The sequence below is a fragment of the Geodermatophilus sp. SYSU D00814 genome (assembly GCF_054050055.1).
In genome coordinates, this window is sequence record NZ_JBJGYP010000010.1 from 36,907 (window position 1) to 63,525 (window position 26,619).

The following is a 26,619-nucleotide window of genomic DNA, read 5'->3' on the forward strand; positions in this document are numbered from 1 at the left end:
TGGCCACCGGCGGCGGCCGGCCGCGGCAGGCCCGGCCGGTCAGCGCTCCGCGTCGGCCTCGGCCCGCTCGCGCTGCAGCAGCTCCTTGCTGCGCACCAGGCGCAGCAGCGTGACCACCAGCAGGCCGCCGGCCACGTTGAGCAGCGTCGTGTACCAGAACCAGGCCAGCCACTCGCCGTAGCCGAACGGCGCGGTCCCGGTGTGGAGGGCGCCGAACACCAGCAGCGAGTCGAGGATCGAGTGGAACAGCTGCAGCCCGGCCAGCACGAACGCGCCGGCCACCGCGGCCACGATCTTCGCGCCGTCGGCGCTGGTGCCGTTCTGCATGCGGGTCATCAGCGTGATGACGGTGCCGCCGAGGAAGGCCAGGCAGACCGCGCGCAGGTCCAGCGGCGACTCGACGAAGTGCCGGGCGGACTCCACCATCGTGGGTCCCAGCTGCGGGAAGCCGTGCGCGACCAGCCACATGAACAGCCAGCCGCCGGCCAGGTTGGCCACCAGGGTCCCCGACCACAGCCGCGCCAGCTGCGCCCCGCTCGCCCGGCGGGCCACCACCGCGGTGACCGGCAGCAGGAAGCCCTCGGTGAACAGCTCGCTGCGGGCCAGCAGCAGCGCGACGAACCCGACGGAGAAGGCCAGCCCGGCGAGCAGGTGGCTGCCGGTCTCGGCGTACACGACCAGCAGCGCCAGCACCCCGACGCCCACCTCGAGCCCGCCGGCCAGGCCGGTGGTGAGCACCTCGCGCCAGGTGCGGTGCAGCCGCTGCGCGCCCTGGCTGACCACCCGGTCGAAGGCCTGCACCACCTCGTCCTCGGCCGGGGCGTCGGTGTCGCCGAGCTGGACGCGGCGCTGGTCGGTCACCGCGCGCACCTACCCTCGGCGGCGTGCCCTCACCCGACCCGGTCGTGACGCTCCACCTCTGGGGCGTCCCCGGCCGCGCGGTGCCGCGCGCGGTGCTGCGGATGGCCACGCTGCGGCCGGCGCTGGCCCGCACGCCCGGCCTGCGCTTCGCCAAGCTGCTGGGCACCGGTGACGGGCGCACGTTCACCGCCCGCGACGCCGACCCCCGCCGGTGGGGGCTGCTGGCGGTGTGGGACGACGACACCGCCGCCGACGCCGTCGACGACGGCCCGGTGGGCGCGAGCTGGCGGCGCATCGCCGACGAGGAGTGGTCGGTGCGGCTGCGCCCCCTGGCCGCCCGCGGGCTCTGGTCGGGGCGCGAGCCGTTCGGCAGCCCGCGCCCGCGGCGCTGGGACGGGCCGGTCGCCGCGGTCACCCGCGCCCGGCTGGTGCTGCGCCGGGCGGCGCGGTTCTGGTCGGCGGTGCCGCCGGTGTCGGCCGACCTGCACCGTGCGCCGGGGCTGCGGATGGCGGTCGGGATCGGCGAGGCGCCGCTGGGCCTGCAGGGCACCTTCAGCGTCTGGGACTCCGCCGCGGCGCTGAACACCTTCGCCTACGACCGCCCCGAGCACGCCGCCGTCGTCGCCCGGACGGCGCGGGAGGGCTGGTACGCCGAGGAGCTGTTCGCCCGGCTGGCGGTGCTCTCCTCGCGCGGCACCGTCGACGGCGCCGACCCGCTGGCTCAGCCCTCGGCGGGCTGACCCAGCCGCGCCACCAGGTGGATCTCCTCCCGGTCGTCGCCGGGGGCGAGCCGGATCGCGCCGGGCATCCGGCCGAACTCGCGGTAGCCGAACCGCCCGTAGAACCGCTCGAGGCCGGAGCCGCCGCGCACGGTCAGGTGCAGCATCTCCAGGCCCATCGCGCGGGCGGCCTCGTGCACGCCGGACACCAGCACCCGGCCCAGGCCCCGCCCCTGCAGCCGCGGGTGCACCTGCACCCGCAGCACGGTGGCCCAGTGCCGGCGCAGCGGGCTGACCGACAGCGACAGCACGGCGAAGCCGCCCAGCTCGCCGTCGACCCGCAGCACCACCAGGCGCTCGCGGCCCAGGGCGACCCGCCCGACGACGGCGTCGAGGACCGGCGCGACGTCGTCGGGGGTGACCGGCGGGACGAAGCCGACCGCACCGCCGGCGTTGGTGACGTCGGTCCAGCAGGCCAGCAGCTCCGCGCGCAGCCGTGGGTCGACGGCGTCGACGGCGGTCACGACGGCGGAGGACACCCCCCGATCATCGCCCCCGGCGCCGCGGGGACCGGCGCCGCCCCTGGACCGTCCACCCGCACGGGTGCAGGCTCGGCGCCATGAGCGACGCACCCGGTCCCGTCCCGACCCCGCGCCCGGTGGACGACGAGCTGCGCGTCCCGTTCTGGATCGTGCTCGCCGGCGTGGGCGCGGGCGCGTTCTGGGCCCTGGCCGGGGTGGCGCTGGGCTCCTGGCTGCGCGGCCGCGGCCGGCCGTCCCAGCCGCCGGTCAGGCGGGGCCGCTGGGGCCGAACCGCTCGACCCTGACGTCCGCGGCGGGCACGCCCAGGCCGACGAGCAGCTGGCTGGCCGCCTCGGCGAACGGGGTGGACCCGCAGACGTAGGCGGTCTGGCCCGGTTCCCACAGCGGCACCAGGTCGGCGGGGGTCAGCCGGCCGGCCGGGCGGATGCCCGACTGCTCCCGGGTGGTGACCACCAGCGCGCCGGCCGCGCGGAGCTCGTCGGCGTAGGGCAGCTCGGCGGCCGTGCGGGTGGAGACGGCGATCCGCAGCAGGTCCTCGCGGCCGAGCTCGCGGGCGGTGCGCAGCATGGACACGAACGGCACCACCCCGGTGCCGCCACCCACCAGCAGCGCGGGTCCCCCGCCCTCCCAGACGAACCAGCCGCCGATCGGGCCGCGCACCTCGAGCAGGTCGCCCGGCTCGACGACGTCGGCCAGGTAGGTCGACACCTCGCCGTCGTCGAGCCGCTCGACGAGCAGCTCGACGAGCGGGTCCCCGGGCGCGGAGGCCACCGAGTAGGACCGCTGGGCGCGGTAGCCGTCCTCGGCGGTGAGCCGGACGACGTAGTGCTGCCCGGCGAGGTGGTCGACCCGGTCGGGCACCTCCAGCCGCAGCCGGACGGTGCGCGGGGTCGGGCGGTCGACCTCGCGCACCGTCGCCGTCCGCCACCCCCCGGCCGGCGCCCGTCGCCGGAGACCAGGTGGGGGATCCGTCGGCCCCGCTGCAGGCTCCCCGTCGGCCCCGTCCCGAGGCTCGCCCCGAGCCTGCGAGGGGTGAGGAGGACGGGGTCCTTCGTCAGTCACCCTGGTAGCGCTGCTCGCGCCAGGGGTCGCCCCGGTCGTGGTAGCCGTTCTGCTCCCAGAAGCCCGGCTGGTCGCGCTGCAGCAGCGTCAGCCGGGTGACCCACTTGGCGCTCTTCCAGAAGTAGAGGTGCGGCACCAGCAGCCGGACCGGGCCGCCGTGCTCGACCGGCAGCGGCGCGCCGTCGAACTCCCACACCAGCCAGGCCTTCCCGCCGGTGACGTCCTCGAGCGGCAGGTTGGTGGTGTAGCCGGTCTTGGCCGTCGCCACGACGAAGTGCGCGTCGGCGGTCGGCCGGGCGGCCTCCAGCAGCGTGTCGACGCTGACGCCGGTGAAGCGGGTGTCGAACTTCGACCACGTCGTCACGCAGTGGATGTCGCCGCGGTACTCCGAGAGCGGCAGCCGGTGCACCTCGTCCCAGGTCCAGGTCGTGGGGGTCTCGACCCGGCCGTCGACGGTGACGCTCCAGGTCTCCGGCGTGATGCGCGGCGTGGGCTCGGCGGTGAGCACCGGCCAGTCGCGGCCGACGTCGTACTGGCCGGGCGGCAGGCGGGGATCGCGCTCCCGCCGGCGGCCGAGGAAGCCCCGGGTCGGTCCTGCCACACGTCCTCCTCCGGTCGGGTTCGGGTGCCGGAACGCTGTCACGCCCGGCGGGCGCCCCTCAACGTCCTGACCTGGGCTGAGGGTTCCCTTACATGAGCCGTGTCACTGTGTGTTCACGTGGCCGTCAAGGGGTTAGGGAGCCTAACTTTGGTGCGTGGTGACGGTGACGCAGTCGGGTCAGCGCAGGACCCCGCGGGCAGCGAAGACCAGCTCGGTCGCGAAGAAGGCCGTGATGGCCGTCAGCGGCATCATCCTGGTCCTCTACCTGATCGCGCACATGGTCGGGAACCTCAAGCTCTTCGCGGGCGCCGAGACCTTCAACGGGTACTCCGAGTGGATCCGCCGCATCGGCGAGCCGGCCGTCCCGGGGCAGACCGTCCTGTGGATCATCCGCGTCGTCCTGCTGGTCGCCGTGGTCGCCCACATCTGGGCCGCCGTCTCGCTGTGGCGTCAGGCCAAGCGCGCCCGCCCGACCCAGTACGTGGCCCGCAAGGCGGTGGCCCAGAGCTACGCCTCGCGCACGATGCGCTGGGGCGGGGTCATCCTCGGGCTGTTCATCGTCTACCACATCCTCGACCTCACGCTGGGGGTCGCGAACCCGGAGGGGCCGGACTCCACGCCCTACGACCGCGCGATCGCCGGGTTCTCCAACCCGCTCGTGACGCTGGTGTACGTCGTCGCGCTGCTGGCCCTGGGCTTCCACCTCCGGCACGGCGTCTGGAGCGCGACCCAGACCCTGGGGCAGAGCAACCGGACGCGCGAGCGGACCGTCAACGCGTTCGCGACCGTCTTCGCCGTGGTGCTCACCGCGGGCTTCCTCATCCCGCCGCTCAGCGTCCTCGTCGGCATCATCGAGTAGGAGCACCTCGACCATGGCTCTGGAACTGTTCACCCTCGGCGACCCCATCGCCGACACCAAGGCCCCGCGCGACGTGCCGATCAGCGAGCGCTGGAGCGAGCGCCGCTTCCGGGCCAAGCTGGTCAACCCGGCCAACCGCCGCAAGCTGACGGTGATCGTCGTCGGCACCGGCCTGGCCGGCGGCTCGGCCGCCGCCACGCTCGGCGAGGCCGGCTACAAGGTCAAGTCGTTCTGGTACCAGGACAGCCCGCGCCGGGCGCACAGCGTCGCCGCGCAGGGCGGCATCAACGCCGCCAAGAACTACCGCAACGACGGCGACTCGGTGCACCGGCTGTTCTACGACACCGTCAAGGGCGGCGACTTCCGCGCCCGCGAGGACAACGTGCACCGGCTGGCCGAGGTCAGCGTCAACATCATCGACCAGTGCGTCGCGCAGGGCGTGCCCTTCGCCCGCGAGTACGGCGGCCTGCTCGACAACCGCTCCTTCGGCGGCACCCAGGTGTCGCGGACGTTCTACGCCCGCGGCCAGACGGGCCAGCAGCTGCTCTACGGCGCCTACCAGGCCCTCGAGCGGCAGATCGCGGCCGGCACCGTCGAGCAGCACGCCCGCACCGAGATGCTCGACCTGATCGTCGTCGACGGCCGCGCCCGCGGGATCGTCGCCCGCGACCTGGTCACCGGCGAGATCAGCACGCACTTCGCCGACGCCGTCGTGCTGGCCACCGGCGGGTACAGCAACGTCTTCTACCTGTCCACGAACGCCAAGGGCTCCAACGCGACGGCGATCTGGCGGGCGCACAAGCGCGGCGCGCTGTTCGCCAACCCCTGCTACACGCAGATCCACCCGACCTGCATCCCGGTGCACGGCGAGTACCAGTCGAAGCTCACGCTGATGAGCGAGTCGCTGCGCAACGACGGCCGGGTGTGGGTGCCCAAGGAGCGCGGCGACACCCGCGACCCGCGGGACATCCCCGAGGGCGAGCGCGACTACTACCTCGAGCGGATCTACCCCTCGTTCGGCAACCTGGTCCCCCGCGACATCGCCTCGCGGCAGGCCAAGAACGTCTGCGACGAGGGCCGCGGCGTCGGCCCCAACGGCCTGGGCGTGTACCTCGACTTCGCCGAGGCCATGCAGCGGCTGGGCCGGCCGGCCATCGAGGCCAAGTACGGCAACCTCTTCGACATGTACGCCCAGATCACGGGCGAGGACCCCTACGAGGTCCCGATGCGGATCTACCCGGCGGTCCACTACACGATGGGCGGGCTGTGGGTCGACTACGACCTGCAGTCGACGATCCCCGGCCTGTTCGTGATCGGTGAGGCCAACTTCTCCGACCACGGCGCCAACCGGCTGGGCGCCAGCGCGCTCATGCAGGGCCTGGCCGACGGCTACTTCGTGCTGCCCAACACCATCAGCGACTACCTGGCCTCCGGCCCCTTCGGCGCGGTCGACCCGGACCACCCGGCCGCCGTCGAGGCGCTCGAGGGCGTCCAGGTGCAGACCGAGCGGCTGCTGTCGATCAACGGCAACCGGACCACCGCGTCGTTCCACCGCGAGCTCGGCCGGCTGATGTTCGACCTGTGCGGCATGGAGCGCTCGGAGGAGAGCCTGCGCAAGGCCCTCGACCGGATCCCCGAGATCCGGCAGGAGTTCTGGACGAACGTCAAGGTGCCCGGCGAGGCCGGGCGGTTCAACCAGAGCCTCGAGCACGCCGGCCGCGTCGCCGACTTCATCGAGCTCGCCGAGCTCATGTGCGTCGACGCCCTGCACCGCAACGAGAGCTGCGGTGGGCACTTCCGGGCGGAGAGCCAGACCCCCGACGGGGAGGCCCTGCGCGACGACGACAACTACGCCTACGTCGCGGCCTGGGAGTGGACGCCCGAGGGCGTCCCGCCCGTCCTGCACAAGGAAGCCCTCGAGTTCGAGTACGTCCACCTCGCCCAGCGGAGCTACAAGTAGATGAACCTCAAGCTGCGTGTCTGGCGCCAGCGGAGCGCGGCAGAGAAGGGGAAGATGGTGACCTACGAGGTCACCGACGTCTCCCCGGACATGTCGTTCCTGGAGATGCTCGACGTCCTCAACGAGCAGCTCATCCTCAACGGTGAGGACCCGGTCTCCTTCGACCACGACTGCCGCGAGGGCATCTGCGGCTCGTGCGGCGTCATGATCAACGGCCGCGCCCACGGCAACGGCCTGTTCGACAACCACCCGCAGACGACCACGTGCCAGCTGCACATGCGGTCGTTCAAGGACGGCGACACGATCGACATCGAGCCGTGGCGGGCGACGGCGTTCCCGGTCATCAAGGACCTCGCCGTCGACCGGTCGGCGCTGGACCGGATCATCCAGTCGGGCGGCTACATCAGCGCCCCGACCGGCACCGCGCCCGAGGCGCACTCGATCCTGGTGGCCAAGAAGGACTCCGACGCCGCCTTCGACGCCGCCACCTGCATCGGCTGCGGCGCCTGCGTGGCGGCCTGCCCGAACGCCTCCTCGATGCTGTTCACCGCCTCGAAGGTCACGCACCTGGGACTGATGCCGCAGGGCCAGCCCGAGCGCAACGACCGCGTGGTCAACATGGTCCACCAGCAGGACCTCGAGGGCTTCGGCGGCTGCACCAACATCGGCGAGTGCTCGGCGAGCTGCCCGAAGGGCATCTCGATGGAGAACATCTCCCGGCTCAACCACGACCTGCTCGGCGCCCTGCGCGCCGGCGCCCGTCCGAAGAGCTGACCGGCCCCGGCACCTGCACCGCCGTCGGGCGGGGATCCCTGCGGGGGTCCCCGCCCGTCGCCGTCTCCGGAGGGGGCCAGGCCCGCAGCGGTGGCGCTCCGTCGGTTCGACGGGCAAACTCACTCGGGTGAGCACCGCTCCGTACGACCTCGCCGGCCTGCCCGGCCGCCCCTGCACGATCGCCGCCGCCCTGGAGCTGGTCGGTGAGCGCTGGTCCCTGCTGGTCGTGCGGGAGGTGTCGCTGGGCAACCACCGCTTCAGCGACATCGCCCGCGGCACCGGCGCCCCCCGGGACCGGCTGACCGCGCGCCTCAACGCGCTGGTCGCCGCCGGCGTGCTCGAGCGCCGGCAGTACAGCCAGGCGCCGCCCCGCTCGGGGTACCACCTCACCGAGTCCGGCCGGGACCTGCTGCCGGTGCTGCAGGCGCTGCTGCAGTGGGGCGACCGCTGGGCGGCCGAGGAGCCGCCGGTGCGCCTCCAGCACGCGCCGGAGGGTCACGAGGAGCACCAGGTCGACGCCGAGTGGGTGTGCCGCACGTGCGGGGAGCCGGTGAACCGGTCCCGGGTGGAGCGGGTGCTCACCCCCGCCGGCCGGGCGCTGGCCGGGGTGCCGGAGGACCAGCGGCATGAGCACTGAGACCGACCCGGTGGCCGACCCGCTCGCCGACCCCGTCCCCGCCTCCTGGGGCGAGCCGCGGTCCCGCACCGTCACCTGGTACGACCCCATGCTCACCGCCGCCGGCGGCCGGGAGCGGTCGGGCCTGGAGACGATGGAGGCCGTGCGCGACGGCGTGCTGCCGCCCCCGCCGATCTCCGAGCTGGTGCAGATGGACGTCGTCGCCGTCGAGGAGGGCCGGGTCGAGTTCAGCTGCGCGGTGGACGAGTCGGTCTACAACCCCATCGGCGTCGTGCACGGCGGGCTGGTCTGCACGCTGCTGGACTCCGTCACCGGCTGCGCGGTGCACACCACCCTGCCCCGGGGCGTCGGGTACACCTCGATCGAGATCAAGGTGACCTACCAGCGGGCGGTGACGCGGGACAGCGGCCCGCTGACCGCGGTCGGGACGGTGGTCAAGCCGGGACGGCGGGTGGCCTTCGCCGAGGGGCAGGTCCTCGACGCCGCCGGCCGGGTGGTGGCGACGGCGTCGAGCTCGCTGCTGGTCTTCCCGCTGCCGGACTGACCGCTCAGCGCCGGCGGATCCGCACGTCGTCGGTGCACGTCGCCGTGGAGCGCAGCCGGCGCGCGTCCAGACCGGCGTCCCCGAGCCACTGCAGCGCCGACAGCTCCCCGGCCGTGCACGCGTCGGCCTCCTCGTCCGGGCCGGCGTCGACGTGCACCACGACCCGGTGGCTGAACGCCGACAGCGAGCCGTCGTAGGCGGTGCTGCCGCGCTCGGTGAAGGCCGTGGCGAACAGGTCGTGCTCGGCGGCGTGCGCGTGCAGCCAGGCGCGCCGGTCGTCGTCGAGACCGTCGAAGGTGCCGCGCACGATGACGCGGTAGGTGCGGCTGGACACGGCGGGCGAGGCTAGCCGGGACCGGCCGGCCGGTCACCCGGGTTCCCGCGGATCCAGTCGACGACGAGCTCCGGGACGGCGTAGGGCTCCCCCGGCACCGCCCTCTCCGGGAAGTCGAAGACGGCGAGCATCGCCTGCACCGGGTAGTCGGGGGTCACCGCCACCTCGCGCACCGGCCGGCCGTCCACGGAGAACACCGCGCCGTCGGGCCGCCAGTCGACGGCGTAGACGTGCCAGTCGGCGACGTCGATCCCGGGCCGCGGCGCGGCGAAGTCCTCGGCCAGCCGCGGGTCGCGGAACGGGTGCACCCCCATGCCCACCGCGGCGCCGGCCACCGGGTCGACGGCGTCACCGAACACCTCCATGACGCAGAGCTCCCCGGAGCGCTCCGGGGACTCCTCGAGGCCGACCAGCCACCAGGCCACCATCGACCGGGGCGTCACCGTGGCGCGGGCACGCATCTCCAGCACGCCGTGGTGCGGCGTCCAGCCCCAGTGCGCGGGCTGCTCCTCCCGGACGACGGCGCCCGGCCTCACCGGCTGCTGCCCGACCGTGCTGCCCACCGGCCCGGAGAAGACGCCGGACTGGATGCCCGAGACGCGCAGCGGCGGGTGGTCGCCGGGGCACCACAGCGGCGCGTCGTCGGGCAGGTACAGCCGCAGGCAGGAGTCGCGGACCTCGTAGCGGGCCGCCGTCGCCGCCCGGGAGCTCCACTGCGGCAGGTAGTGCGGCACCCAGACGTCGCGGTCGAGGTCGTCCCCCTCGAAGTCGTCGGCGAAGCCGGCGGAGGCGTCGGTCGAGCCGGTCACCGGCTCTGCAGCGCGTCCAGGGCGACGGCCATCGAGGCGGCGACCCGGAAGTCCAGCCGCGGGTCGGGGACGTGCACGTCGTAGCGGTCGCGGATGGACTTGCGCCGCTCGACGACCAGGACCGGGGCGCCGGTGGCGGCGTCGACGAAGTCGAAGTGGAAGACGAAGGGCACCCACACGTCGCCGAGGAAGGGGATGAACTCCCACACCCGCCGCAGGATCGCGAGGAACGGCCGGCGCTCCCGGCCGACGGCCTCCAGGCCGGGGGCCGACAGCGTCCAGGTCGAGCGCAGCAGGCTCGCGCCGAACCGCTTGCTGAAGGTGCCGAGGACGCGGCCGCCCTCGTCGAAGACGTCGTGCTGGGCGTGCACGTCGAGCCGCTGGCGGGCGCGGAAGGAGAAGACCGGACGGGTGCGGGCCTCGTCCGCGGTGAAGACCACCTCCTCCTTCAGCTTCATCCGCTTCTGCTGGGCGAGCGCCAGCAGCCCGCCCTCGCTGCCGTCGGGCTGCACGGCGCGCACCTCGTAGCGGTTGACCATCACGGTGATGCGCTGGTGGACGGTGAAGCGCGGCACCACCATCGGCGCGGGCGGCTGCTGGGCGTACGGCACGGTCACGGGGGCACCTCCGGCTGGGCGGCTGGACCCCCATCCTGGCCGCCCCGTCCAGGGACGGGCGGTGCACGACCGGGTTGTGCAGAAGAATCTCGCTCTCGCCCAGCGGGTGCACAACCGCTGTGCCAGGGTCGGTCCCAGGTGGAGGACGTCCACCCGGAGAACGCGGAGGTCGTGGTGTCACAAGGGTCCCGTCGCGTCGGCGTCGCTGTGGTCGGACTCGGAGGTGCGGTCGCGACGACCGCCGTCGCGGGGCTGGAGCTGCTGCGGATCGGGGCCGCGGCCCCAGACGGGCTGCCGCTCGCGGGCCTGGAGGTGGCCGGCGGCCCGGTCGAGGAGACGACCGGCCTGGTCGGCTACGAGGCGCTGGTGGTCCGCGGCTGGGACCTCGACGGCTCCGACCTGCGCAAGGCCGCCGAGCAGCACGGTGTCCTCGACTCCCGGCAGCTGGAGGAGGCCGGCCCGGCGCTGTCGGCGCTGACGCCCTGGCCGGCGGCCGGCGACGCCGACTTCTGCCGCAACGTGACCGGCGGCAACGTGGTGCTGGCCGAGACCCGCCGCGCCCAGGTGGACGCCGTCCGCGCCGACCTGCGCCGCTTCCGCGAGGAGGAGGCCCTCGACGGCCTGGTGCTGGTCAACCTCGCCTCCACCGAGCGCTGGCCCGACCCGGCCGCCCCGGCGCTGCAGTCGGCCGGGGCGTTCGAGGGCGGTCTCGACGCCGACGACCGCGCCATCACCCCGGCGATGGTCTACGCCTACGCCGCCATCGCCGAGGGCGTCGGCTACGTCAACTTCACGCCGTCGCTGGCCGCCGACGTCCCCGCGCTGGTGGAGCTGGCGCAGGCGCGTGGCGTCCCGGTCGCCGGCAAGGACGGCAAGACCGGCCAGACGATGATGAAGACGGTGCTCGCCCCGGCCTTCCGCGCCCGGTCGCTGACCGTCGAGGGCTGGTACTCCACCAACATCCTCGGCAACCGCGACGGCCTGGCCCTCGACGACCCCGACTCGCTCAACAGCAAGCTGCAGACCAAGGGCAGCGTCCTGGACTCGATCCTGGGCTACCCGGTCGAGGACCACGTCGTCCGCATCGACTACTACCGGCCGCGCGGCGACCAGAAGGAGGCCTGGGACGCCATCGACCTGGTCGGCTTCCTCGGGCAGCGGATGCAGGTCAAGGTCGACTTCCAGTGCCGCGACTCGATCCTCGCCGCCCCGCTGGCCATCGAGCTGGCCCGGCTGACCGACCTCGCGCAGCAGCGCGGCGAGGGCGGCGTGCAGCGGCAGCTCGGCTGGTTCTTCAAGGCGCCGATGACCGCCGACGGCGGCGTCCCGGAGCACGCGTTCCACCGTCAGGAGACCGCGCTGCTCGACTGGCTGGCCGCCGGCGCCGGCGCCCGGTGACCGCCCTCGACACCCCGGGCACGCTGACCGCACTGGCCGGCCTCCGGCCCCTGCTGGCCGAGATCGGCGACGCCAAGCGCGTCCGGGTCGCCGGCACGCCCGGCTCGCTGGCCGAGCAGGCCTTCGCCCGCGCCTGGGCGCGCCTGGTCTCCGGCGAGGACGTCGAGACCGTCGCCTTCTCCGAGACCGCGGCCGCCGTCGCCCGGGCGCGGCTCGCCGGCGTCGACGCCGCCGTCCTGGCCGCCGCCGGGCTGGCCGACGACGAGGCGCTCACCGTGCTGCGGCGCGGCTTCGACGAGGTCTCCGCCCCGCTCGACAGCGTGCTGCGCGAGCGGCTGCGCGCGGCGCTGGGCCCGCTCGGCTCCCCCGGCCCGCCCCCGCCGCTGGCCGGCGCGCTCAACGCCCAGCCGCGGGCCGGCGCGACCGCCCCGGGCCGGCCGCGGATCGTCGTCGAGCCCCCGGAGAGCCACGGCGACCACTGCCTCACCGTCGCCGTCTACGGCACGCTCGTCGCCCCGGTGGTCGGCGCCGACCCGGTGACCCCGTTCCTGCTGGGTCTGGCCCACCACCTGCACAACGTCGTCCTGCCCGACGCCGGGTTCGCCGGGGAGGTGCTGCTCGGCGACGCGCTGGAGCGGGTGATCGGCACGCTGGAGGAGCGGGAGCTCGCCGCGCTGCCGCCCGGGGTGGCCGGGCAGGTGCGCGAGGTGCTGGCGCTGCGGGCCGGCGCCGAGGTGCCCGAGGCGCGGGCCTTCCACGCCGCCGACGTCCTCGACCGGGTGCTGCAGGTGCACCACCACGCGCGGGCGGCGGCGTTCACCGCGTCGCAGGCGCTCGACGACCTGGAGCTGGTGCACGCCGGCCCGGTGCAGGCCTACCACCTCGACGTCCTGGCGGCGGCGGGGCTGTGACGCTCTCGGTCGGCGTGCCCGTCGTCGACGGGATCCCCTACCTCCGGGCCGGCCGTGACGACCTGCGCGCGGAGGTCGCCGGGCTGCTGGCCGCCGGGGAGACCGACCGGGCGCGGGTGCTGCTGCTCGCCGACGCCGACGACTGGTGGACCGAGCCGCCGCCCCCGCCGGACCAGCTGGCCCGGGTCCCCGCGGCCCGCACGCTGCGCGAGGCGATGGACCTGCTCGGCATGGGCCGGGTGGCCGACTACTTCGCCCACCGCTGGTCGGACCCCACCCACCTGGCCGGCCTGGCGCTGCTGCAGGCGCACTGGCCGGGGCGGCGGCCGGTGGTCGACGTCGCCTGCGGGGTGGGTGCGCACCTGCGCGAGCTGTCGCGGCGGGGGGTGGGCGACCTGCTCGGCGTCGACGTCGTGTGGGCCAAGCTGTGGCTGGCCCGGCGGTTCGTGTGCCCGTCGGCGCGCTACGTGTGCGCCGACCTCACCGCCACCCCGCCGCTCGACGTCGGCTCCCCGGCGTACGTCGCCTGCCACGACGCCTTCTACTTCCTGCGCGACAAGCCCGCGGCCGCCGCGGCGATGCGCGCGTTGGCCGGGGACGGCGGCACCGTCGTCGTCGGGCACGCGCACGTGGCCGACCCGCACGGGCAGCCGCTGACGCCCGAGGGGTACGCCGAGGTCCTCGGCACCGACCTGCTCTACGACGACGACGAGCTCACCCGCTCGCTGCTCGAGGGCCGCCCGCCGCGGCCGGCGGCGGCCGCGGACCTGCACGCCAGCGAGGCGGTGGCACTGGTGGCCGGCGACCCGCTCGGCCCTGCCCCGGTGGACCTCGGCGCGCCGCTGCCGCCGCTGGTCGCCAACCCGCTCTACCGCGACGGCGTGCTCACCTGGCCGAACGAGCGCTACGCCGCCGAGTACGGGCCGCGCTCGTCCTACCTGCCGCCGCGCTGGCCCGACCCACTGCCGGCCGACGCCGCCCGCCGCCGGCTGCTCGTCGACCTCCCGGAGGCCTGGTGAGAACGGGAAGCACCGTCGGCTGGGGCATCGCCGGGTGCGGCTGGGTGGCCCGCGACCACGCGCTGCCCGGCCTGCTCGCCGTCGACGCCGCCCGCGTGGTGGCGCTGCACGACCTCGACCCCGCCGCGCTGGACCGGATGCCGGTGGAGGGCGCCCGGCGGAGCACCGACCTCGCGGAGTTCCTCGCCACCCCCGGCCTGGACGCGGTCTACGTCGCCGTCCCGAACGCCGGGCACCGGCCGCTGGTGGAGGCGGCCGCCGCGGCCGGGACGGCGGTGCTGTGCGAGAAGCCCCTGGCCGCCGACGTCGATGACGCCCAGGCGCTGGTCGACGCCTGCGCGCGGGCCGGCGTGCTGCTCGGCACCGCCTACGACCAGCGCTGGCACCCCGCCCACGTACGACTGCGCGAACTGGTGCCCGAGCTGGGCACGGTCACCGCCGTCCGGATCGTCTACTGCTGCTGGCTGCCCGGGGACTGGACGCCCGACGGCCGCCCGCACGACAACTGGCGCGTGGACCCGGCGCGCGCCGGCGGCGGTGCGGCGATCGACCTCGCCCCGCACGGGCTGGACCTGGTCGGCACGCTGCTCGGCGAGGACGTCACCAGCCTGTCGGCGCTGTTGCAGACCCGGGTGCACGGCTACGGCGTCGACGACGGCGCGCTGCTCACCGGCGCCACCGACGGCGGCGTGCTGGTGGGCCTGCACGTCGCGTTCAACACCCCCGACGCGCTCCCCCGCCGCCGGCTCGAGGTGGTCGGCACCCGCGGCATGGCCGTCGCCGTCGACACGATGGGCCAGACGGCGGGAGGCTCGCTGACGCTGTACCGCCCCGACCCGGTGGACGTGCCGTTCGCCGACACCCCGCCGTTCGAGGCGCAGTTCGCCGCCTTCACCGCCGCGGTCGCCGGTCGGGAGCGGGCGGGGACGGCGTGGCCGTACGACCCCGCCCGCGACCTCGCCCTGCACCGCCTGCTCCTCACCGCTCTGGAGAGAGGGACCCCGTGAGCTCGCCCGACGTGCCCGGCGCCATCGACCGGGCCACCGACCCCGCCGCCGACGACGGCGCGCGGCACGTGTCCAGTCAGGTCGACACCAACCCCTACCGCGGCCTGCTGCCCGACCTGCCCGCCTACGCCTGCACCAACTGCGGGCACTGGCAGCGCTGGCCGGCACCCGGGCCGGCGGTCTGCCCGGTCTGCGCGGACGTGCGCAACGCGCTGCCCGAGCACGGCTTCGAGTTCGTCACCGCCAAGCAGGCCGACGAGCTGGTCACCGGGTTCTGGCGGCCGGCCCCCGTCGAGGGCGTCACCGAGTTCGGCACCGAGCCGCGCTTCGGCCTCGACAGCCGCGGCTGGGTCGTCGAGACCGACATCGGCCTGGTCGGCTTCGAGTGCGCGCCCTGGTACACCGCCGACATGCTCGCCGAGCTGCGCCGCATGGCCGCCGAGAAGGGCGGCTTCCCGGTGCTGGCGTCGTCGCACGTGCACGGCTACGGCGCGCTGTGGCAGCTGCAGCAGGAGCTCGAGCCGCGGGTCGTGTGCGTCAACGTGCACGACCTCGTCTGGACCAAGGCCTTCCGGGTCACCTGGCCGGCCGACGACGTCCTCACCCTGGCTCCCGACCTCACCCTGCACCGCACCGGCGGCCACTTCCCCGGGCACTCGGTGCTGCACGACGCCCGCCGCGGGATCCTGTTCTGCGGCGACTCGCTCAAGGTCGACCTGTCCCCCGACGGCGACCCGGTGGCCCTGAGCGCGCACAAGGCGTTCCACGCGCAGATCCCGCTGTCGCACGGGGAGCTGCGGGAGATGCTCGCCGTCGTCGCCGAGCTCGACTTCGAGGTCGTCGCGACGCCGTTCGAGATGGTCCCGGGCATCACCACCGACACCGTCGTCCACCTGGTGCAGCGGCTGCTGTCCGGACCGCCGGACGCCGCGCCCGTGCCGCTGGAGGAGCTGTGACGACGACGGAGGTCACGCCGTCGCAGCGGTACCGCGACTCCTTCCCCACCCCGGTCGAGGACTTCGCGATCGAGGGCATCGACGTCCTCGACGTGCCGCTGCACTCGGCCGTGCTGCCGCCGTCGGAGCGGCACCCGGGCGGCAGCGGGCTCGGGTACGGCGCCACCCGCGAGGAGGCCCGCACCGGCGCGATGGGCGAGATGGCCGAGATGGCGCTGTCGCTGCGGGCGCACCAGGGGGTGCAGCGGGAGGAGGGCTCGTACGCGGAGGTGACCCGCCGCCACGGCCGCGACCGCGTCGCCGACCCGCGCACGCTGTGCCTGGAGGCGGGCAGCCCCTACGACGACGACCGGCCGCTGCAGTGGCTGCCGATGACCCGCCTGCGCGACGGCGAGACGGTGCTCGTGCCCGCGGAGCTGGTCGCCTCGGCGCCCGACGACCTGCCCGGCGCCCCGCCGCCCGGCGGCTGGCTGACCACGGTCGTCACCAACGGGCAGGGCGCGGCGTTCGACGCCGACCGGGCGGTCACCCACGCGCTGCTGGAGGTGCTGCAGCGCGACGGCAACGCGACGGCGTTCCGGGCGATGGACCGCGGCGTCGTCGTCGACCTGGCCGGGCTCACCGACCCCGACGCGCTGGCGCTGCTCGGCCGGCTCGACGCCGCGGGCATCGACGTCGTCGTGAAGCTCGCCGCGACGGACTTCGGCGTCGTCGACGTCTACGCCGTCGGCTGCTCGCGGGACGGGTCGGAGCCGGTGCCGGTCATGGCGACGGCGTGCGGCGAGGCGGCCCACCCCGACCGGGACACCGCCGTCCGCAAGGCGCTGCACGAGTTCGCCTCGGCCCGCAGCCGCAAGGCGTTCATGCACGGGCCCTTCGACGTCGTGCTGCCCGCGACGCCGCCGGGCTACCTGGAGCACTGGCGCACCGGGCACCCCCCGGAACGGCTGGTCGAGGAGGACCGCGCGCTGCAGGCGATGCTCGACTGGACCCGGATGGGCACCGCCGCGCTGGTCGACCTGCTGCAGGACACCGTGCTCTCCCGCCGGTCCACCGTGGCGCTGGCCGACCTGCCCACCTGGTCCGGGGAGGACCTGCACGCGCACGTCACCGGCGCGGTGCAGGCCGCCGGGCACGACGTGCTGGTCGAGCTGCAGCCCTCCGAGGGCGACGCGATCGCGGCGAAGGTGCTGGTGACCGGCCTGGAGGTGGAGTCGATGTCCTACGGCCGGATCGGCGAGCGCGGCGTGCGCCGGCTGATCGAGCACGACGAGGGCCTGGCGGTCGTGGGCGGCGACCCGGGCGGTTGGGCGCGGGTGCACCTGACCGCCGAGGCCGAGGAGCGCCTGGGCGGGCCGGCCTGGTTCGACCGGGCCGGCGCCGACCGGCGGGTCGGTGCGCTGTACGCCCTGTACCGCGAGCCGGGCCGGCACGTGGTCGCGGAGGTCCTCGAGAGGTGACGGCCCTCCGGTACGCCTACAACACCAACGGGCTGACCTCGCACCGGCTGTCGGACGCGCTGCCGTTCCTCGCCGACTGCGGCTACGCCGGCGTGGCGCTCACCCTCGACGTCGTCCACCTCGACCCGTTCGCCGACGACGCGTTCTCCCAGGCCGAGCGGGTGCGGGCGCGGTGCGACGAGCTGGGCCTGGGCGTGGTGGTGGAGACCGGCGCCCGCTTCCTGCTCGACCCGCGGGTCAAGCACGAGCCGACGCTGGTCACCGCCTCCGCGGAGGGCCGCGCGCGGCGGCTGGCCTACCTGCGGCTGGCCTGCGACCTCGCCGGCGTGCTCGGGGCGGAGGCGGTGAGCTTCTGGGCCGGCGTGCCGCAGCCGGGCGTGGACCGCGACGCCGCCTGGGGCTGGCTGGTCGACGGCGTGCGGGCGCTGGTCGACAGCCACGGCGGGCGCTCCTACGCCCTCGCCGTCGAGCCGGAGCCCGGGATGCTGGTCGAGGACTGCGACGGCTGGGCCCGGCTGGCCGCCGAGGCGCCGGGGATCGCGCTGGCGCTGGACACCGGGCACTGCGTCGTCGCCGGGGCGTACGCGCCGGAGGAGGCGGTGACCCGGTTCGCGCCGCACCTGGGCACGGTCGCCGTCGAGGGGATGCGCCGCGGCGTGCACGACCACCTGCCGCTCGACGAGGGCGACGTCGACCTGCCGGCGGTGCTGCGGGCGCTGCGCGAGGCGTCGTTCGACCGGCTGGTGACGCTGGAGCTGTCCCGCGACGGGCACCGGGCGCACGAGATGGTGCCGCGGTCGATCGAGACGCTGCGGAAGGCGGAGGCCCAGGCGTGAGGATCTGCTTCGTCAGCCGCCGCTACTGGCCGGCGGTGAGCGGGATGAGCGTCTACGCGGAGAACCTGCTGCGCGAGCTGGTCGCGCTCGGCCACGAGGTGGTGCTGGTCAGCCAGTACCGCGACGACGAGGCCGGCACCCGCGTCTACGGCGGCGGACCGCCCCCGCCCGGCCGCGTCCCCGCCGGCGTGCAGGTGCACGCGCTGCCCAGCCGCGGCGAGACCGTCGTCCCCGCCGACTGGGAGGGCGACGTCGACGAGATCGTGCGCACGGTGGTCGACCTGCACGCGCAGCGCCCGTTCGACGTGCTGCACGCCCAGTACGGCTACCCGCCGGGCCTGGCGGTGCTCGCCGCCGCGCGGGAGACCGGGCTGCCGGCGGTGGTGAGCATCCAGGGCGGCGACGGGCACTGGGTGGGCACCTGCTGCACCACCCACGCGCACGCGATGCGCGCCGTCGTCGACGCCTCGAACGCCGTGCTCATCGGCAGCGCCAGCTTCCGCGACGAGGTGGTCGGCAACCTGGGCTCGGACCCGGCCCGGTTCACGATCGTCCCGGGCGCCACCGACACCCGACGGTTCTCCCCGGCCGAGCGGCCGCTCGGCTCGCTGCAGGACCCGCCGGTGCTGCTGTTCCACGGCCGCGTCGACCGCCGCAAGGGCGTGCTGGACCTGCTCGAGGCGCTGCCCGGCGGGGTGCGGCTGGTGGTCTCCGGCATCGGCCCCGACCTCGACGAGGCGAGGGCCCGCGCCGACGGGCGGACGACGTTCCTCGGCTACGTCCCACCCGACGAGGCGCCCGCGGTGTACCGCCGCGCCGACGTCTTCGTCAGCCCCACCTACAGCGAGGGGTTCTCCAACACGCTGCTCGAGGCGATGGCCAGCGGGCTGCCCACGGTGAGCACCGACTCGGTCGGCGTCGTCGACTGCCTGCGCGACGGGGAGAACGGCCTGCTGCACACCCCGGGCGACGTCGCCGGGCTGCGCGCGGCGCTCGACCGGCTGCTGGCCGACGCCGCGCTGCGGGAGCGGCTGGCGACGACGGCGCTCGAGGAGGTGCGCCGGCTCTACTCGTGGCCGGTGCTGGCCGCCTCGGTCGACGACGTCTACCGCTCGGTGGCGGGGACGCCCCCGTCGGCGGACTGGACGGTGCCGCCGGAGGTGGACCTCTCGTGCCGGTTCCGCTCCGCGGCGCACCTGCTGTGAACGTCACCGCCGTCAGCCCGCACCTCGACGACGCGGCGTTCTCCGTGGGCGGGACGCTGGCCGCGCTGGCCGACGCCGGGCACGCGGTCACCGTGGTCACCTGCTTCACCCGCAGCGTGCCCGACCCGGAGGGGTTCGCGCTGGCCTGCCAACTGGACAAGGGGCTGCCGGCCGACGTCGACTACATGGCCCTGCGGCGGGAGGAGGACGCCGCCGCGATGACCGTGCTCGGCGCGACGCCGCTGCACCTGGACCTGCCCGAGGCGCCGCACCGGGGGTACGGGAGCGCCGCGGAGCTGTTCGCCGGGGTCCACGCCGGGGACGACGTGTGGCGCACCGTGCGCGACCTGCTGGAGGCCGTGCCCGGTGACCTGTGGCTGGCCCCGCAGGCGCTGGGCGGGCACGTCGACCACCTGCAGGTGCTGCGCGCGGTCGCCGGCACCGGCCGGCCGGTGCTGTGGTGGCGGGACGCGCCCTACGTGCTGCGCGACCCCGCCGCCGTCCCGGGTCCCGACGTGCCCGCCGGGCTGACCCCGCTCGAGTTGCCCCAGGACCGGGGCCGGCGCGCCGTCGCCTGCGCCTGCTACGCGACCCAGCTCGGCTTCCAGTTCGGGGGCGCCGACGCGATGCGGGCGGCGCTGGCCGGGCTGCCCGAGGTGCTGATGGCCGACGCCGGCGCCCGGGAGCTCGCCCTCGGGACGGGATCCCCCGCCCGCTAGTGCTCTGCCCCGCCGGTGTGGGCAGAGCACGAGCGCTCAGGAGAGGCGCTGCTGCAGGTGGACGGTGACCTCCTGGCCCGCGGCGTCCTTGCCGATCGCGGCGCAGACGGCCTTGCGCAGGGGCAGCCAGTGCGGCCCCTGCCCCGAGGGCATGCAGGTGGCGGAGAAGGAGTGCCCGTCCACCGTGCCGGCCACCTTCACCGCCTTGCGGGTGCCGAACAGCTCGGCCGAGCCGGGCACGGTGACGAAGGTCGGGAACGCGCCGTCCTTCTCCAGGGGCGCGGTGAACGTGGCGTCGAGGGAGTCCATGCTGCCTCCGACCGCGGGGACGGCCGGGACTCATCGGTGACGACACGCCTTGTCCGGCGGGGAGCGCGGCTGCCACCGTTCCCCCAGCGGGGGTCGACGTCGCCACAGCGGGAGGGGCCATGACCGACGAGCCCGTCGTCGTCTACCACAAGCCGGGGTGCCCGTACTCGACGAAGCTGCGGGCGAAGATGCGCCTGACCCGGCTGCCGCACCGCTCCGTCCGCTTCGCCGACGACCCGGAGGCGGCCGCGGAGGTCCGGTCCCGGCACCCGCAGGGCTGGGAGGTCTCCCCCACCGTCGTCGTCCGCGGGCGGTACCTGACCAACCCCTCGCTGCGCGAGGTCCGCGAGGCGATGCGCTCCTGAGGACGGCGCGGGACTCGGCGCGCCGGACCGATGACTCCGCCGTACGCGGCCGGTCTCCCCGTCGACGCCGATCCGAGGAGGCAGACGTGGACGAGCTCCGCACCACCCCGCGGCAGGGCCCCGTGCCCGGCGCGCGGCCCGACGGCCGGCGCGCGTGGTGAGCGCCGCCCGCGTCGCCGCCGCGGCCGGCGCGTCGTTCGCCGCGAGCTCCGCCTGGTACACCGCCTTCGGTGAGCGGCTGGCCCGCCTCGACGAGGCCTACGCCGGGCCGGGCCCGTCGCCGGCGGTCGTCGCACCGGTGGAGCTGGTCCGCAGCGGCGTCGTCGCCACCGCCGTCTCGGCGCTCGCCGACCGGCTCCCGGTGCGCGGCCCGCGGCAGGCGCTGGTGCTGGGCGCCGGCCTGTGGGCCGCCTTCCCGGTGGTGCTGCTGACCGGGTCGGTGGTGCACGAGAGGGTGCCCTGGCAGCAGGCGGCGATCCACGCCGGTGACTGGCTGGTCAAGCTGCTGCTGGTCTCGTCGATCGTCGGGCGCCGGCGCACACCGTCAGTCGGTCCAGATCCCGCCGTCCACGAGAGCCACAGCGCTGTCGAGGATGCTGTCGCTGCTGTCCGCCGCGGCGATGCGCACCGTCACCGGCTGCCCGGGTGTCACGGGGACGGAGCAGGTCAGGGGGACCGTCAGGCCGTCCATGCTGGTGGCATAGCCGGCAGCGCCGTTCTGGTTGTCGACGTAGTGGTCCGCGTGGGACCACGGGTTGACGGTGTTCACCGACACGGGGGTGGACGTGCCGGGGACGGTCGCACAGTTGACGCCGTCGACGAAGACACCCATCACGTCGTTGAACGGGCTGCCCACGTACTCGGGGTACTCCTCGCTGGCGAAGACGTACCGCACGTGGAGGGTGTCCCCGGTCGGGACGAGGGTCACCTGGTAGTACGCGGCGTCGTACGTCGGACGGCCGGACATGGCGCTGAGCATCTCGTCACCCGGCGCGCCGAGGCCCGTGCTGGCGAAGTCCCCGGGTGCTCCGACGGCGTGCGCCATCACGCCGGTGCTCAACACCCAGGTCTTCTGCCCCGGCACGAAGCCCTCGACGTGCCCCCACTGGTCGGCGCTGCCTCCGACCGAGTCACCGACCTTCGTCACTCCCGGGCCGAGCAGTGTCGTCCCCGGGTCGACCGCCGGCGCCTCGTCGCAGCCGCTCGGCAGGTGCCACGGCGAGCCGGGGTACTGGAAGGTCCTCTGCAGTGCCTCGGGGGAGACCGTGCGCGACACACTCCACGACCCGAGCCACGCCTTCGCCGTGACGTGCACGCCGAGAGTGAGGGCGGCACTCGCCTCCACGCACGCGTTGAACCGGCCGTGACCCACCGAGAACTCCGGACGGAAGGAGGCGTCCAGGGGCTTGAGCTCCCCGCCCACCCCGGCGACGACACCGGCGCCCTCGCTCGCGGCGCCGGGCCCGACGAGGACGTCGCCACCGAGCTGGAGCCGGACCTCCCCGTTGGCCTCCGCGACGGGGGTCAGCGGAGTCGCGTGGTGGACCGGGCTCCCGGTGAACGACGAGCCCGACGTCGCGCCGAAGTGCCCGGCGACGCGGAAGCCGGCACGCGCGCTCACGCCGATGTCCCGGATCCTGACCTCGCCGGTCACGGTGATCTCCACGGTGGGCGTGAAGACGAAGGCCAGCGGCACGGGGTACGCGGACAGGCTCCTCTTGTAGTCGGGGAGGTCGAGGCCGCAGGTCACCGTCCGGCTCGTCGCCACCGCCACGGCGGCGGTGACGTCGGCGTACAGCTCCATGTCGAGGCTGGCTCCGGTGGGGACGTCGACCCCGAGGACGCGGTACTTGTCCACGTGCGCCGAGAACCGACCGCCGAGCGAGACGGAGGGAGAGAACTCGACGGAGGCTTCGCTCGCGTCGTCGCAGTCCACGCCGACTGCTGCGACCGCCGCCCCTGCAGCGATCTGCGCCCCGGCAGCCGCGGCGGCCGGGGCGGCCCGGGCTGCCGCCTCCTCCCGCTGCTCCCTCGACGGCGGCTGCCCGCCGGACTGGCCGGAGGACGGCGCGGCCGCGGCAGCGGCGACGCCACCGCCGTCGTCGCCCCCACCGGCGATGTCCGGGACGTCCAGCGCGTAGTAGTCGAAGGCGTCCGCGAGTCCGCCCGCGGCGAGCCGCAGCCGCCGCCCGTCGGTCCCCACCTCCTGCACCGTCCCGAGGAAGCCTCCCGGCAGCACGTCGGAGACGGGGAGGACCACGGCCGTCCCGGGGGCCGGCGTCGTCACCTGGTCGGCCAGGACCACCGTCACCCCGTCACCGGTGGTGGCGGCGCTCACGACGTCCTGGGCGGTCGCCAGGAGGGTCCCCGGGGAGGCGACGAAGGTGGCGTCGTCCGCCGCCCCGGACGGGGTGCCCACGACGACGGTGACGGGAGGTGTCCAGCCCTGGGCGACGCGCTCGGTCAGCGAGTAGGCGTACTGGCGACCGGGTTCCAGACCTTCGTCGACCGCCGTCGCCCCCCTCGTGACCAGCAGCGTCCCCTGACCCTCGTTCGGCGCGCTCGTCCCGTCCAGCAGCACGCGCCGGACCTTGACCGTGGTACCGCCCGGCGCCGTCCAGGCGAGGGCGACCGAGGACGGGCCGACGTCGGTCACGTGGAGGTCGCGCACCACCCCGGCCGCCGCGTAGGTGACCGCCACGGTCGCCGCGACCCCGGACCGGACGGTGACCGTCGGCCTCGCTGCCGTCCCGACGTACAGGCGTCCGGCGGAGACGACCGGCTGCGGTTCCACCCGCACCGTGCCCGGGGCGGTCGGGACGGTCACGGTGCTCGACGTCCCCGCCGCTGCCTTGGAGGCGACGGACCGCTCCCTGCTCCCGACGAGGAGGACGCTCGCCGGCACCCCGTGCGGTGTCCGGATCGAGACCGCGAGCGTGCCCGGGGGTCCCGCGCTGGGCCCCGCCACCGCCACCGACGGCGGCAGTGAGAGGACGACGAGGAGACTCGTCAGGACAGCCAGCACGACGTTCCGGGCACTCGCCACTACTCACCCCGTGTGATCGTGATCACCTGATCTGGTGACCATCGGAGGGGACCGTAGTGAGCCGTGATCACCGTCACAAGACGCGCGGACATCCCGGTTCGGTCACGGTGGGGAACCTCGCCACCGCACCCCGTCAGCCCGTACGAGCGACCGCGGACACGCGTGCCGAGCGTCGTCGCAGGCCGGTCGCCGGCGCGTGCACGGGGTCGGTTGGGCCCGAGGTCGCGGGGTAGGGGCGGTCGGACGCGGCCGAGCCGGGCCAGCGGGGTCCGGCCACGAGGTGGGGAGACAGCCATGACACTGCCCGAACGGGATCAGGTGATCGACTGGATCGGCAAGCCGGTCGTGGACCGCGACGGCAACGAGATCGGCACGGTGACGCACCTGCTCGCCGACGAGGACACCGGCCGTCCCGAGTGGCTCTACGCCGAGCACGCCGGCGCCACCGTCGTCGTCCCCCTGGTGGGCGCCACCGGGGACGGCGGGCGGGTGCAGGTGACCGTCGAGCGCGGCCTGGTCGACGGCGCCCCCCGGTTCGGCGAGAGCCGCGAGCTGACCACCGACCAGGAGGAGGCGCTGTACCGCCACTACGGGATCCCCGCGACGACGGCGACCTCCGGCACGCTGCTCCCGGCGGAGGGCGCCGAGCCGGCGGCCACCACGACGGCCGAGCCCACCCCGACCCTGCCCACGGTCGACGAGGAGGCGCTGCCGCCGACGCCGCCGCCCCCCGTGGCCCAGCCCGGCGACCGCGACTTCGGCCGGGCGGAGGACACCTCGGGCGGCGGGACCGGCCGCATCGCCGCCGCGGCGGCGGCGCTGCTGGCCGCCGGCGCGGTCGGCTTCTCGCTGGTCCGCCGCCGGCGGCAGCCCACCGTCCAGCTCTCCCGCAGCGCCCGGCGGGCCCGGGTCAAGGCCTCCCGCACGGCCTCGCGCACGGCCGGCCGCTCGGCGGCGAAGGCCGCGAAGGCCGGCCGCCGCGCCCGTCGCCGGGCGAAGGCGGCCCCGGTCGCCGGCCGGGCCCGGCTGCAGCAGCTCGCCGCCGGGGTGGCGCCGGTGGTGCTCAGCGCCACCGAGCAGGCACGCGAGGCGGCCCGCGCGGGCGCGGCCGGGGTCGCCCCGGCCGTGAGCACCGCCGCCCAGCAGGTGCTCGGCGTCACCCGCGGTGGTGCGACGGCGGCCGGCCCGGTCGCGTCCGCGGCCGCCGCGCAGGTGCTCGGGGCCACCCGCCGGGGCGCGCTGGCGGTCGCCCCGCTGCTGGCCGGCACGGGCGCCGCGGTACGGCAGGCGGTCGACGAGGGCGCCGTCGTGGCCCGCCAGGCGCTCCTCTCCAGCGGCGAGCTGGCCACCACCGCGGTGTCCCGGGTCGCCGAGGCCGGGGCCGAGCTGGGCCAGACCGGGCTGCGGGCCGCGATGCGCGCCGAGCGCGCCGTCGGGGCGGTGCCCGAGGAGGTCGCCGAGGCCGGTCACCGGCTGAAGAAGAAGGGCCGGCGGATCGTGCGCCTGACCACGTTCGGGCTGGGCGCGGGCACCGGGTACGTGGTGGGCGCCGGCTACGGCGACTACGCGCAGATCCAGCGCGCCGCCGGCCGGCTCACCGGCCGCGTCACCGGCCAGGCCTGACCGCAGCCGGCCGGGTGCCCGCCGCGTGCGGGCACCCGGCCGGTGGGCCGGTCAGCGGCTGCCGCCGCCGATCATCGGGTCGTCGCCGTCGCCGCGGACACCCCGCTCGACGCCCTCGGTCGACGTCGGCGTCGTGTAGCCCTCCGGGTCGGACTCCGGCACGAGGACGTCGTCGCGCACCACCGCGTCCGGCGGCGGCTGGTCGACGACGGTGACCTCCTGCGGCTGCACGGTCCCCTCCGGCTGCCCCACGGGCTGCTCCACCGGCCGGGTCTCCTCCTGCCCGCCCGACGAGCTCGCCACGGCCGCCGCCGCGGCCGCGACACCGGCCACGGCCGCCGCCGCACCGGCGACCACCTTGCCCGACACGCCGGCCTTGCCACTGTCCCCGTGGGACTGGAAGGCGGTCTCGGTGGTCGGCGTGCCGACGTCGAGCTCCTCGTTGATCGACCCGCGCCACGCGCCGCTGGCGTAGCCCTGGCTCTCCACCAGCTCCTTGAACCGCTCGAGGTCGGACCGCACCTGCCGCTCGACGATGCCGAGCTTGTCGCCGACCTGCTCCACCAGGCCCTCGGGCTCGTACTCCAGCTCCAGGTACACGATCGTCGAGCCGGCCCCGGCGGGCTCGAACCGGACCGCGCCGGCGTTGGTGGCACCCCCGGTGGCGGCCCAGGCCACCTTCTGGTCGGGTACCTGCTCGAGGACCGCGGCCTCCCACTGGCGGCGGACGCCGGCGATCTCCGCGACCCAGTGCAGCCGCCGGTCGTCGAGCTGGCGGACCTCCTTCACCCCGCCCATGAAGTGGGGGAAGTCCTCGAACTGGGTCCACTGGTCGTAAGCGGTGCGCACGGGCACGTCGACCTGGATCGACTTCTCGACCTTCGTCGTCATCGCTCGTCTCCCTTCGTCGTGTCAGGACGTGCTGGAGGAACGTGACGTGCGTTACCCCTGGTCGGAGTGGACAACCTCCGGTCCGGTTCCGTTACTGCAGGGAGGCCGTGGTGGTCCCCGTGACGCGTGGGGCGCACGGGGCTCCCGCGTTCCCGGCCGGGCGCCGTCGGCCGATGAGGACGGCATGCGCGCCAGCCACGTCGCCACCGCCCTCGCCGCCTTCACCGCCGGGCTCACCGCCGCCTCGGCCCTGCACCGCCGCGCCGGCCGCCGGGCCCCGGCTCCCACCGTCGGCCCCGCCACGAGGCGTGGCGTGGAGTCCGCGGCGGCGCCGGAGCCGGACGCCGTCGTCCTGCCCTTCCCCCGTCCGGCGCTGGTCGTCGAGCAGCCCGCGCGGCCCGCTCGCTGCGGTGACAGCGGCGGGGTGACCCGGGCCGGTGCGCCCTGCGCCGCCCGCGCCACCGCCGGCGGGCGCTGCCACCACCACCGGCTGGCCGCCTGAGGACGCCGGACCGGGGCCCTTCCGTCAGCACACCCGGCAGGTCAGGCTGTCCG

Annotated in this window: 29 protein-coding genes and 1 pseudogene; 20 read left to right on the forward strand and 10 right to left on the reverse strand. The window is 75.4% G+C overall.

Translation table 11 applies throughout. The features are described from left to right. Window positions 1-39 precede the first annotated feature (39 nt). Complete coding sequence (locus tag ACI780_RS09550) at window positions 40-861, reverse strand: formate/nitrite transporter family protein (RefSeq protein ID WP_457002471.1); 822 nt, start codon at window positions 859-861, stop codon at window positions 40-42. A 23-nt stretch (window positions 862-884) separates the two neighbouring features. Between ACI780_RS09550 and ACI780_RS09555 the strand changes: the two genes are divergently transcribed. Beyond that, window positions 885-1,601 carry a monooxygenase gene (locus ACI780_RS09555; protein ID WP_457002473.1) on the forward strand — a complete coding sequence of 239 codons (717 nt, stop codon included), beginning with the start codon at window positions 885-887 and terminating at the stop codon, window positions 1,599-1,601. On the opposite strand, the gene ACI780_RS09560 is transcribed toward ACI780_RS09555, so the two are convergent. Then, window positions 1,583-2,119 carry a GNAT family N-acetyltransferase gene (locus ACI780_RS09560; RefSeq protein ID WP_457002475.1) on the reverse strand — a complete coding sequence of 179 codons (537 nt, stop codon included), beginning with the start codon at window positions 2,117-2,119 and terminating at the stop codon, window positions 1,583-1,585. The genes ACI780_RS09555 and ACI780_RS09560 overlap by 19 nt on opposite strands. Before the next feature lie 80 nt (window positions 2,120-2,199). Between ACI780_RS09560 and ACI780_RS09565 the strand changes: the two genes are divergently transcribed. Further along, on the forward strand, window positions 2,200-2,406 hold the full coding sequence (locus ACI780_RS09565) for a hypothetical protein (RefSeq protein ID WP_457002477.1): 207 nt from the start codon (window positions 2,200-2,202) through the stop codon (window positions 2,404-2,406). On the opposite strand, the gene ACI780_RS09570 is transcribed toward ACI780_RS09565, so the two are convergent. Beyond that, window positions 2,369-3,034: an FAD-binding oxidoreductase gene (locus ACI780_RS09570; protein ID WP_456872141.1), complete on the reverse strand. Its 666-nt coding sequence runs from the start codon at window positions 3,032-3,034 to the stop codon at window positions 2,369-2,371. The two genes, ACI780_RS09565 and ACI780_RS09570, sit on opposite strands and share 38 nt — an antisense overlap. 142 nt (window positions 3,035-3,176) lie before the next feature. Beyond that, window positions 3,177-3,785, reverse strand: coding sequence for a sulfite oxidase-like oxidoreductase (locus ACI780_RS09575; protein ID WP_457002479.1), 609 nt, complete (start codon window positions 3,783-3,785; stop codon window positions 3,177-3,179). 154 nt (window positions 3,786-3,939) lie between these two features. On the opposite strand from ACI780_RS09575, the gene ACI780_RS09580 reads away from it, so the two are divergent. The 5 genes from ACI780_RS09580 to ACI780_RS09600 all read left to right on the forward strand — a co-directional run bounded on the left by ACI780_RS09580 (window position 3,940) and on the right by ACI780_RS09600 (window position 8,559). Next, window positions 3,940-4,644, forward strand: a complete 705-nt coding sequence (locus tag ACI780_RS09580) for a succinate dehydrogenase cytochrome b subunit (protein ID WP_457002481.1) — start codon at window positions 3,940-3,942, stop codon at window positions 4,642-4,644. Window positions 4,645-4,657: 13 nt separating this feature from the next. Then, window positions 4,658-6,604 (forward strand): fumarate reductase/succinate dehydrogenase flavoprotein subunit, encoded by a 1,947-nt coding sequence (locus tag ACI780_RS09585; protein ID WP_457002483.1) that lies wholly within the window; start codon window positions 4,658-4,660, stop codon window positions 6,602-6,604. Further along, window positions 6,605-7,378: a succinate dehydrogenase/fumarate reductase iron-sulfur subunit gene (locus tag ACI780_RS09590; RefSeq protein ID WP_089404567.1), complete on the forward strand. Its 774-nt coding sequence runs from the start codon at window positions 6,605-6,607 to the stop codon at window positions 7,376-7,378. It abuts the gene before it with no gap. Between the two features lie 127 nt (window positions 7,379-7,505). Continuing rightward, window positions 7,506-8,015, forward strand: a complete 510-nt coding sequence (locus tag ACI780_RS09595; protein WP_456872137.1) for a winged helix-turn-helix transcriptional regulator — start codon at window positions 7,506-7,508, stop codon at window positions 8,013-8,015. Then, window positions 8,005-8,559 carry a PaaI family thioesterase gene (locus ACI780_RS09600; protein WP_457002486.1) on the forward strand — a complete coding sequence of 185 codons (555 nt, stop codon included), beginning with the start codon at window positions 8,005-8,007 and terminating at the stop codon, window positions 8,557-8,559. Before ACI780_RS09595 ends, ACI780_RS09600 begins: the two co-directional genes overlap by 11 nt. Before the next feature lie 4 nt (window positions 8,560-8,563). Here ACI780_RS09600 and ACI780_RS09605 read toward each other — a convergent pair whose 3' ends face one another. Genes ACI780_RS09605 through ACI780_RS09615 form a run of 3 tightly spaced genes read right to left on the reverse strand, consistent with a single transcriptional unit; the run spans window position 8,564 to window position 10,319 of the window. Next, window positions 8,564-8,893: a DUF6204 family protein gene (locus tag ACI780_RS09605; RefSeq protein WP_457002488.1), complete on the reverse strand. Its 330-nt coding sequence runs from the start codon at window positions 8,891-8,893 to the stop codon at window positions 8,564-8,566. Window positions 8,894-8,904: 11 nt separating this feature from the next. Further along, window positions 8,905-9,702 carry a glycoside hydrolase family 16 protein gene (locus ACI780_RS09610; RefSeq protein WP_457002490.1) on the reverse strand — a complete coding sequence of 266 codons (798 nt, stop codon included), beginning with the start codon at window positions 9,700-9,702 and terminating at the stop codon, window positions 8,905-8,907. Beyond that, window positions 9,699-10,319 (reverse strand): hypothetical protein, encoded by a 621-nt coding sequence (locus tag ACI780_RS09615; protein ID WP_456872134.1) that lies wholly within the window; start codon window positions 10,317-10,319, stop codon window positions 9,699-9,701. The genes ACI780_RS09610 and ACI780_RS09615 overlap by 4 nt, the downstream gene beginning before the upstream one ends. A 207-nt stretch (window positions 10,320-10,526) precedes the next feature. Between ACI780_RS09615 and ACI780_RS09620 the strand changes: the two genes are divergently transcribed. The 9 genes from ACI780_RS09620 to ACI780_RS09660 are packed head-to-tail and all read left to right on the forward strand — an operon-like array spanning window position 10,527 to window position 19,830. Further along, window positions 10,527-11,717 carry an inositol-3-phosphate synthase gene (locus tag ACI780_RS09620; RefSeq protein ID WP_457002492.1) on the forward strand — a complete coding sequence of 397 codons (1,191 nt, stop codon included), beginning with the start codon at window positions 10,527-10,529 and terminating at the stop codon, window positions 11,715-11,717. Beyond that, on the forward strand, window positions 11,714-12,628 hold the full coding sequence (locus ACI780_RS09625) for a hypothetical protein (protein WP_456872132.1): 915 nt from the start codon (window positions 11,714-11,716) through the stop codon (window positions 12,626-12,628). Before ACI780_RS09620 ends, ACI780_RS09625 begins: the two co-directional genes overlap by 4 nt. Next, the gene (locus tag ACI780_RS09630) at window positions 12,625-13,647 is read left to right on the forward strand and encodes a class I SAM-dependent methyltransferase (protein WP_457002495.1); all 1,023 of its coding nucleotides are present in this window, start codon (window positions 12,625-12,627) and stop codon (window positions 13,645-13,647) included. The genes ACI780_RS09625 and ACI780_RS09630 overlap by 4 nt, the downstream gene beginning before the upstream one ends. Continuing rightward, complete coding sequence (locus ACI780_RS09635; protein WP_456872130.1) at window positions 13,644-14,654, forward strand: Gfo/Idh/MocA family protein; 1,011 nt, start codon at window positions 13,644-13,646, stop codon at window positions 14,652-14,654. Before ACI780_RS09630 ends, ACI780_RS09635 begins: the two co-directional genes overlap by 4 nt. Next, window positions 14,651-15,610 (forward strand): MBL fold metallo-hydrolase, encoded by a 960-nt coding sequence (locus ACI780_RS09640; RefSeq protein WP_456872129.1) that lies wholly within the window; start codon window positions 14,651-14,653, stop codon window positions 15,608-15,610. The genes ACI780_RS09635 and ACI780_RS09640 overlap by 4 nt, the downstream gene beginning before the upstream one ends. Then, window positions 15,607-17,070, forward strand: coding sequence for a YcaO-like family protein (locus ACI780_RS09645; RefSeq protein WP_457002498.1), 1,464 nt, complete (start codon window positions 15,607-15,609; stop codon window positions 17,068-17,070). Before ACI780_RS09640 ends, ACI780_RS09645 begins: the two co-directional genes overlap by 4 nt. Further along, a complete protein-coding gene (locus tag ACI780_RS09650) occupies window positions 17,067-17,906 on the forward strand; it encodes a sugar phosphate isomerase/epimerase family protein (protein ID WP_457002500.1) in 840 nt (279 codons plus the stop codon). Before ACI780_RS09645 ends, ACI780_RS09650 begins: the two co-directional genes overlap by 4 nt. After that, complete coding sequence (locus ACI780_RS09655) at window positions 17,903-19,111, forward strand: glycosyltransferase family 4 protein (protein ID WP_457002502.1); 1,209 nt, start codon at window positions 17,903-17,905, stop codon at window positions 19,109-19,111. The genes ACI780_RS09650 and ACI780_RS09655 overlap by 4 nt, the downstream gene beginning before the upstream one ends. Further along, window positions 19,078-19,830 carry a PIG-L deacetylase family protein gene (locus tag ACI780_RS09660; protein ID WP_457002504.1) on the forward strand — a complete coding sequence of 251 codons (753 nt, stop codon included), beginning with the start codon at window positions 19,078-19,080 and terminating at the stop codon, window positions 19,828-19,830. Before ACI780_RS09655 ends, ACI780_RS09660 begins: the two co-directional genes overlap by 34 nt. A 36-nt stretch (window positions 19,831-19,866) precedes the next feature. Here ACI780_RS09660 and ACI780_RS09665 read toward each other — a convergent pair whose 3' ends face one another. Next, the gene (locus tag ACI780_RS09665) at window positions 19,867-20,139 is read right to left on the reverse strand and encodes a DUF1905 domain-containing protein (RefSeq protein ID WP_456872124.1); all 273 of its coding nucleotides are present in this window, start codon (window positions 20,137-20,139) and stop codon (window positions 19,867-19,869) included. 119 nt (window positions 20,140-20,258) lie between these two features. Between ACI780_RS09665 and ACI780_RS09670 the strand changes: the two genes are divergently transcribed. Together ACI780_RS09670 and ACI780_RS09675 are read left to right on the forward strand one after the other, a co-directional pair. Further along, complete coding sequence (locus ACI780_RS09670; protein ID WP_089404555.1) at window positions 20,259-20,504, forward strand: glutaredoxin family protein; 246 nt, start codon at window positions 20,259-20,261, stop codon at window positions 20,502-20,504. 157 nt (window positions 20,505-20,661) lie between these two features. Continuing rightward, a pseudogene (locus ACI780_RS09675) lies at window positions 20,662-20,970 on the forward strand (DUF1761 domain-containing protein); the annotation flags it as partial. Window positions 20,971-21,048: 78 nt separating this feature from the next. Here ACI780_RS09675 and ACI780_RS09680 read toward each other — a convergent pair. Beyond that, a complete protein-coding gene (locus tag ACI780_RS09680; protein ID WP_457002507.1) occupies window positions 21,049-23,331 on the reverse strand; it encodes a choice-of-anchor L domain-containing protein in 2,283 nt (760 codons plus the stop codon). Window positions 23,332-23,844: 513 nt separating this feature from the next. On the opposite strand from ACI780_RS09680, the gene ACI780_RS09685 reads away from it, so the two are divergent. Next, the gene (locus ACI780_RS09685; protein ID WP_457002509.1) at window positions 23,845-25,173 is read left to right on the forward strand and encodes a PRC-barrel domain-containing protein; all 1,329 of its coding nucleotides are present in this window, start codon (window positions 23,845-23,847) and stop codon (window positions 25,171-25,173) included. Window positions 25,174-25,224: 51 nt separating this feature from the next. Here the strand turns inward: ACI780_RS09685 and ACI780_RS09690 are convergent, their stop codons facing one another. Then, window positions 25,225-26,064 (reverse strand): SRPBCC family protein, encoded by an 840-nt coding sequence (locus tag ACI780_RS09690; protein ID WP_456873185.1) that lies wholly within the window; start codon window positions 26,062-26,064, stop codon window positions 25,225-25,227. Window positions 26,065-26,248: 184 nt separating this feature from the next. Between ACI780_RS09690 and ACI780_RS09695 the strand changes: the two genes are divergently transcribed. Beyond that, complete coding sequence (locus ACI780_RS09695; RefSeq protein ID WP_457002512.1) at window positions 26,249-26,566, forward strand: hypothetical protein; 318 nt, start codon at window positions 26,249-26,251, stop codon at window positions 26,564-26,566. Window positions 26,567-26,619: the final 53 nt, after the last annotated feature.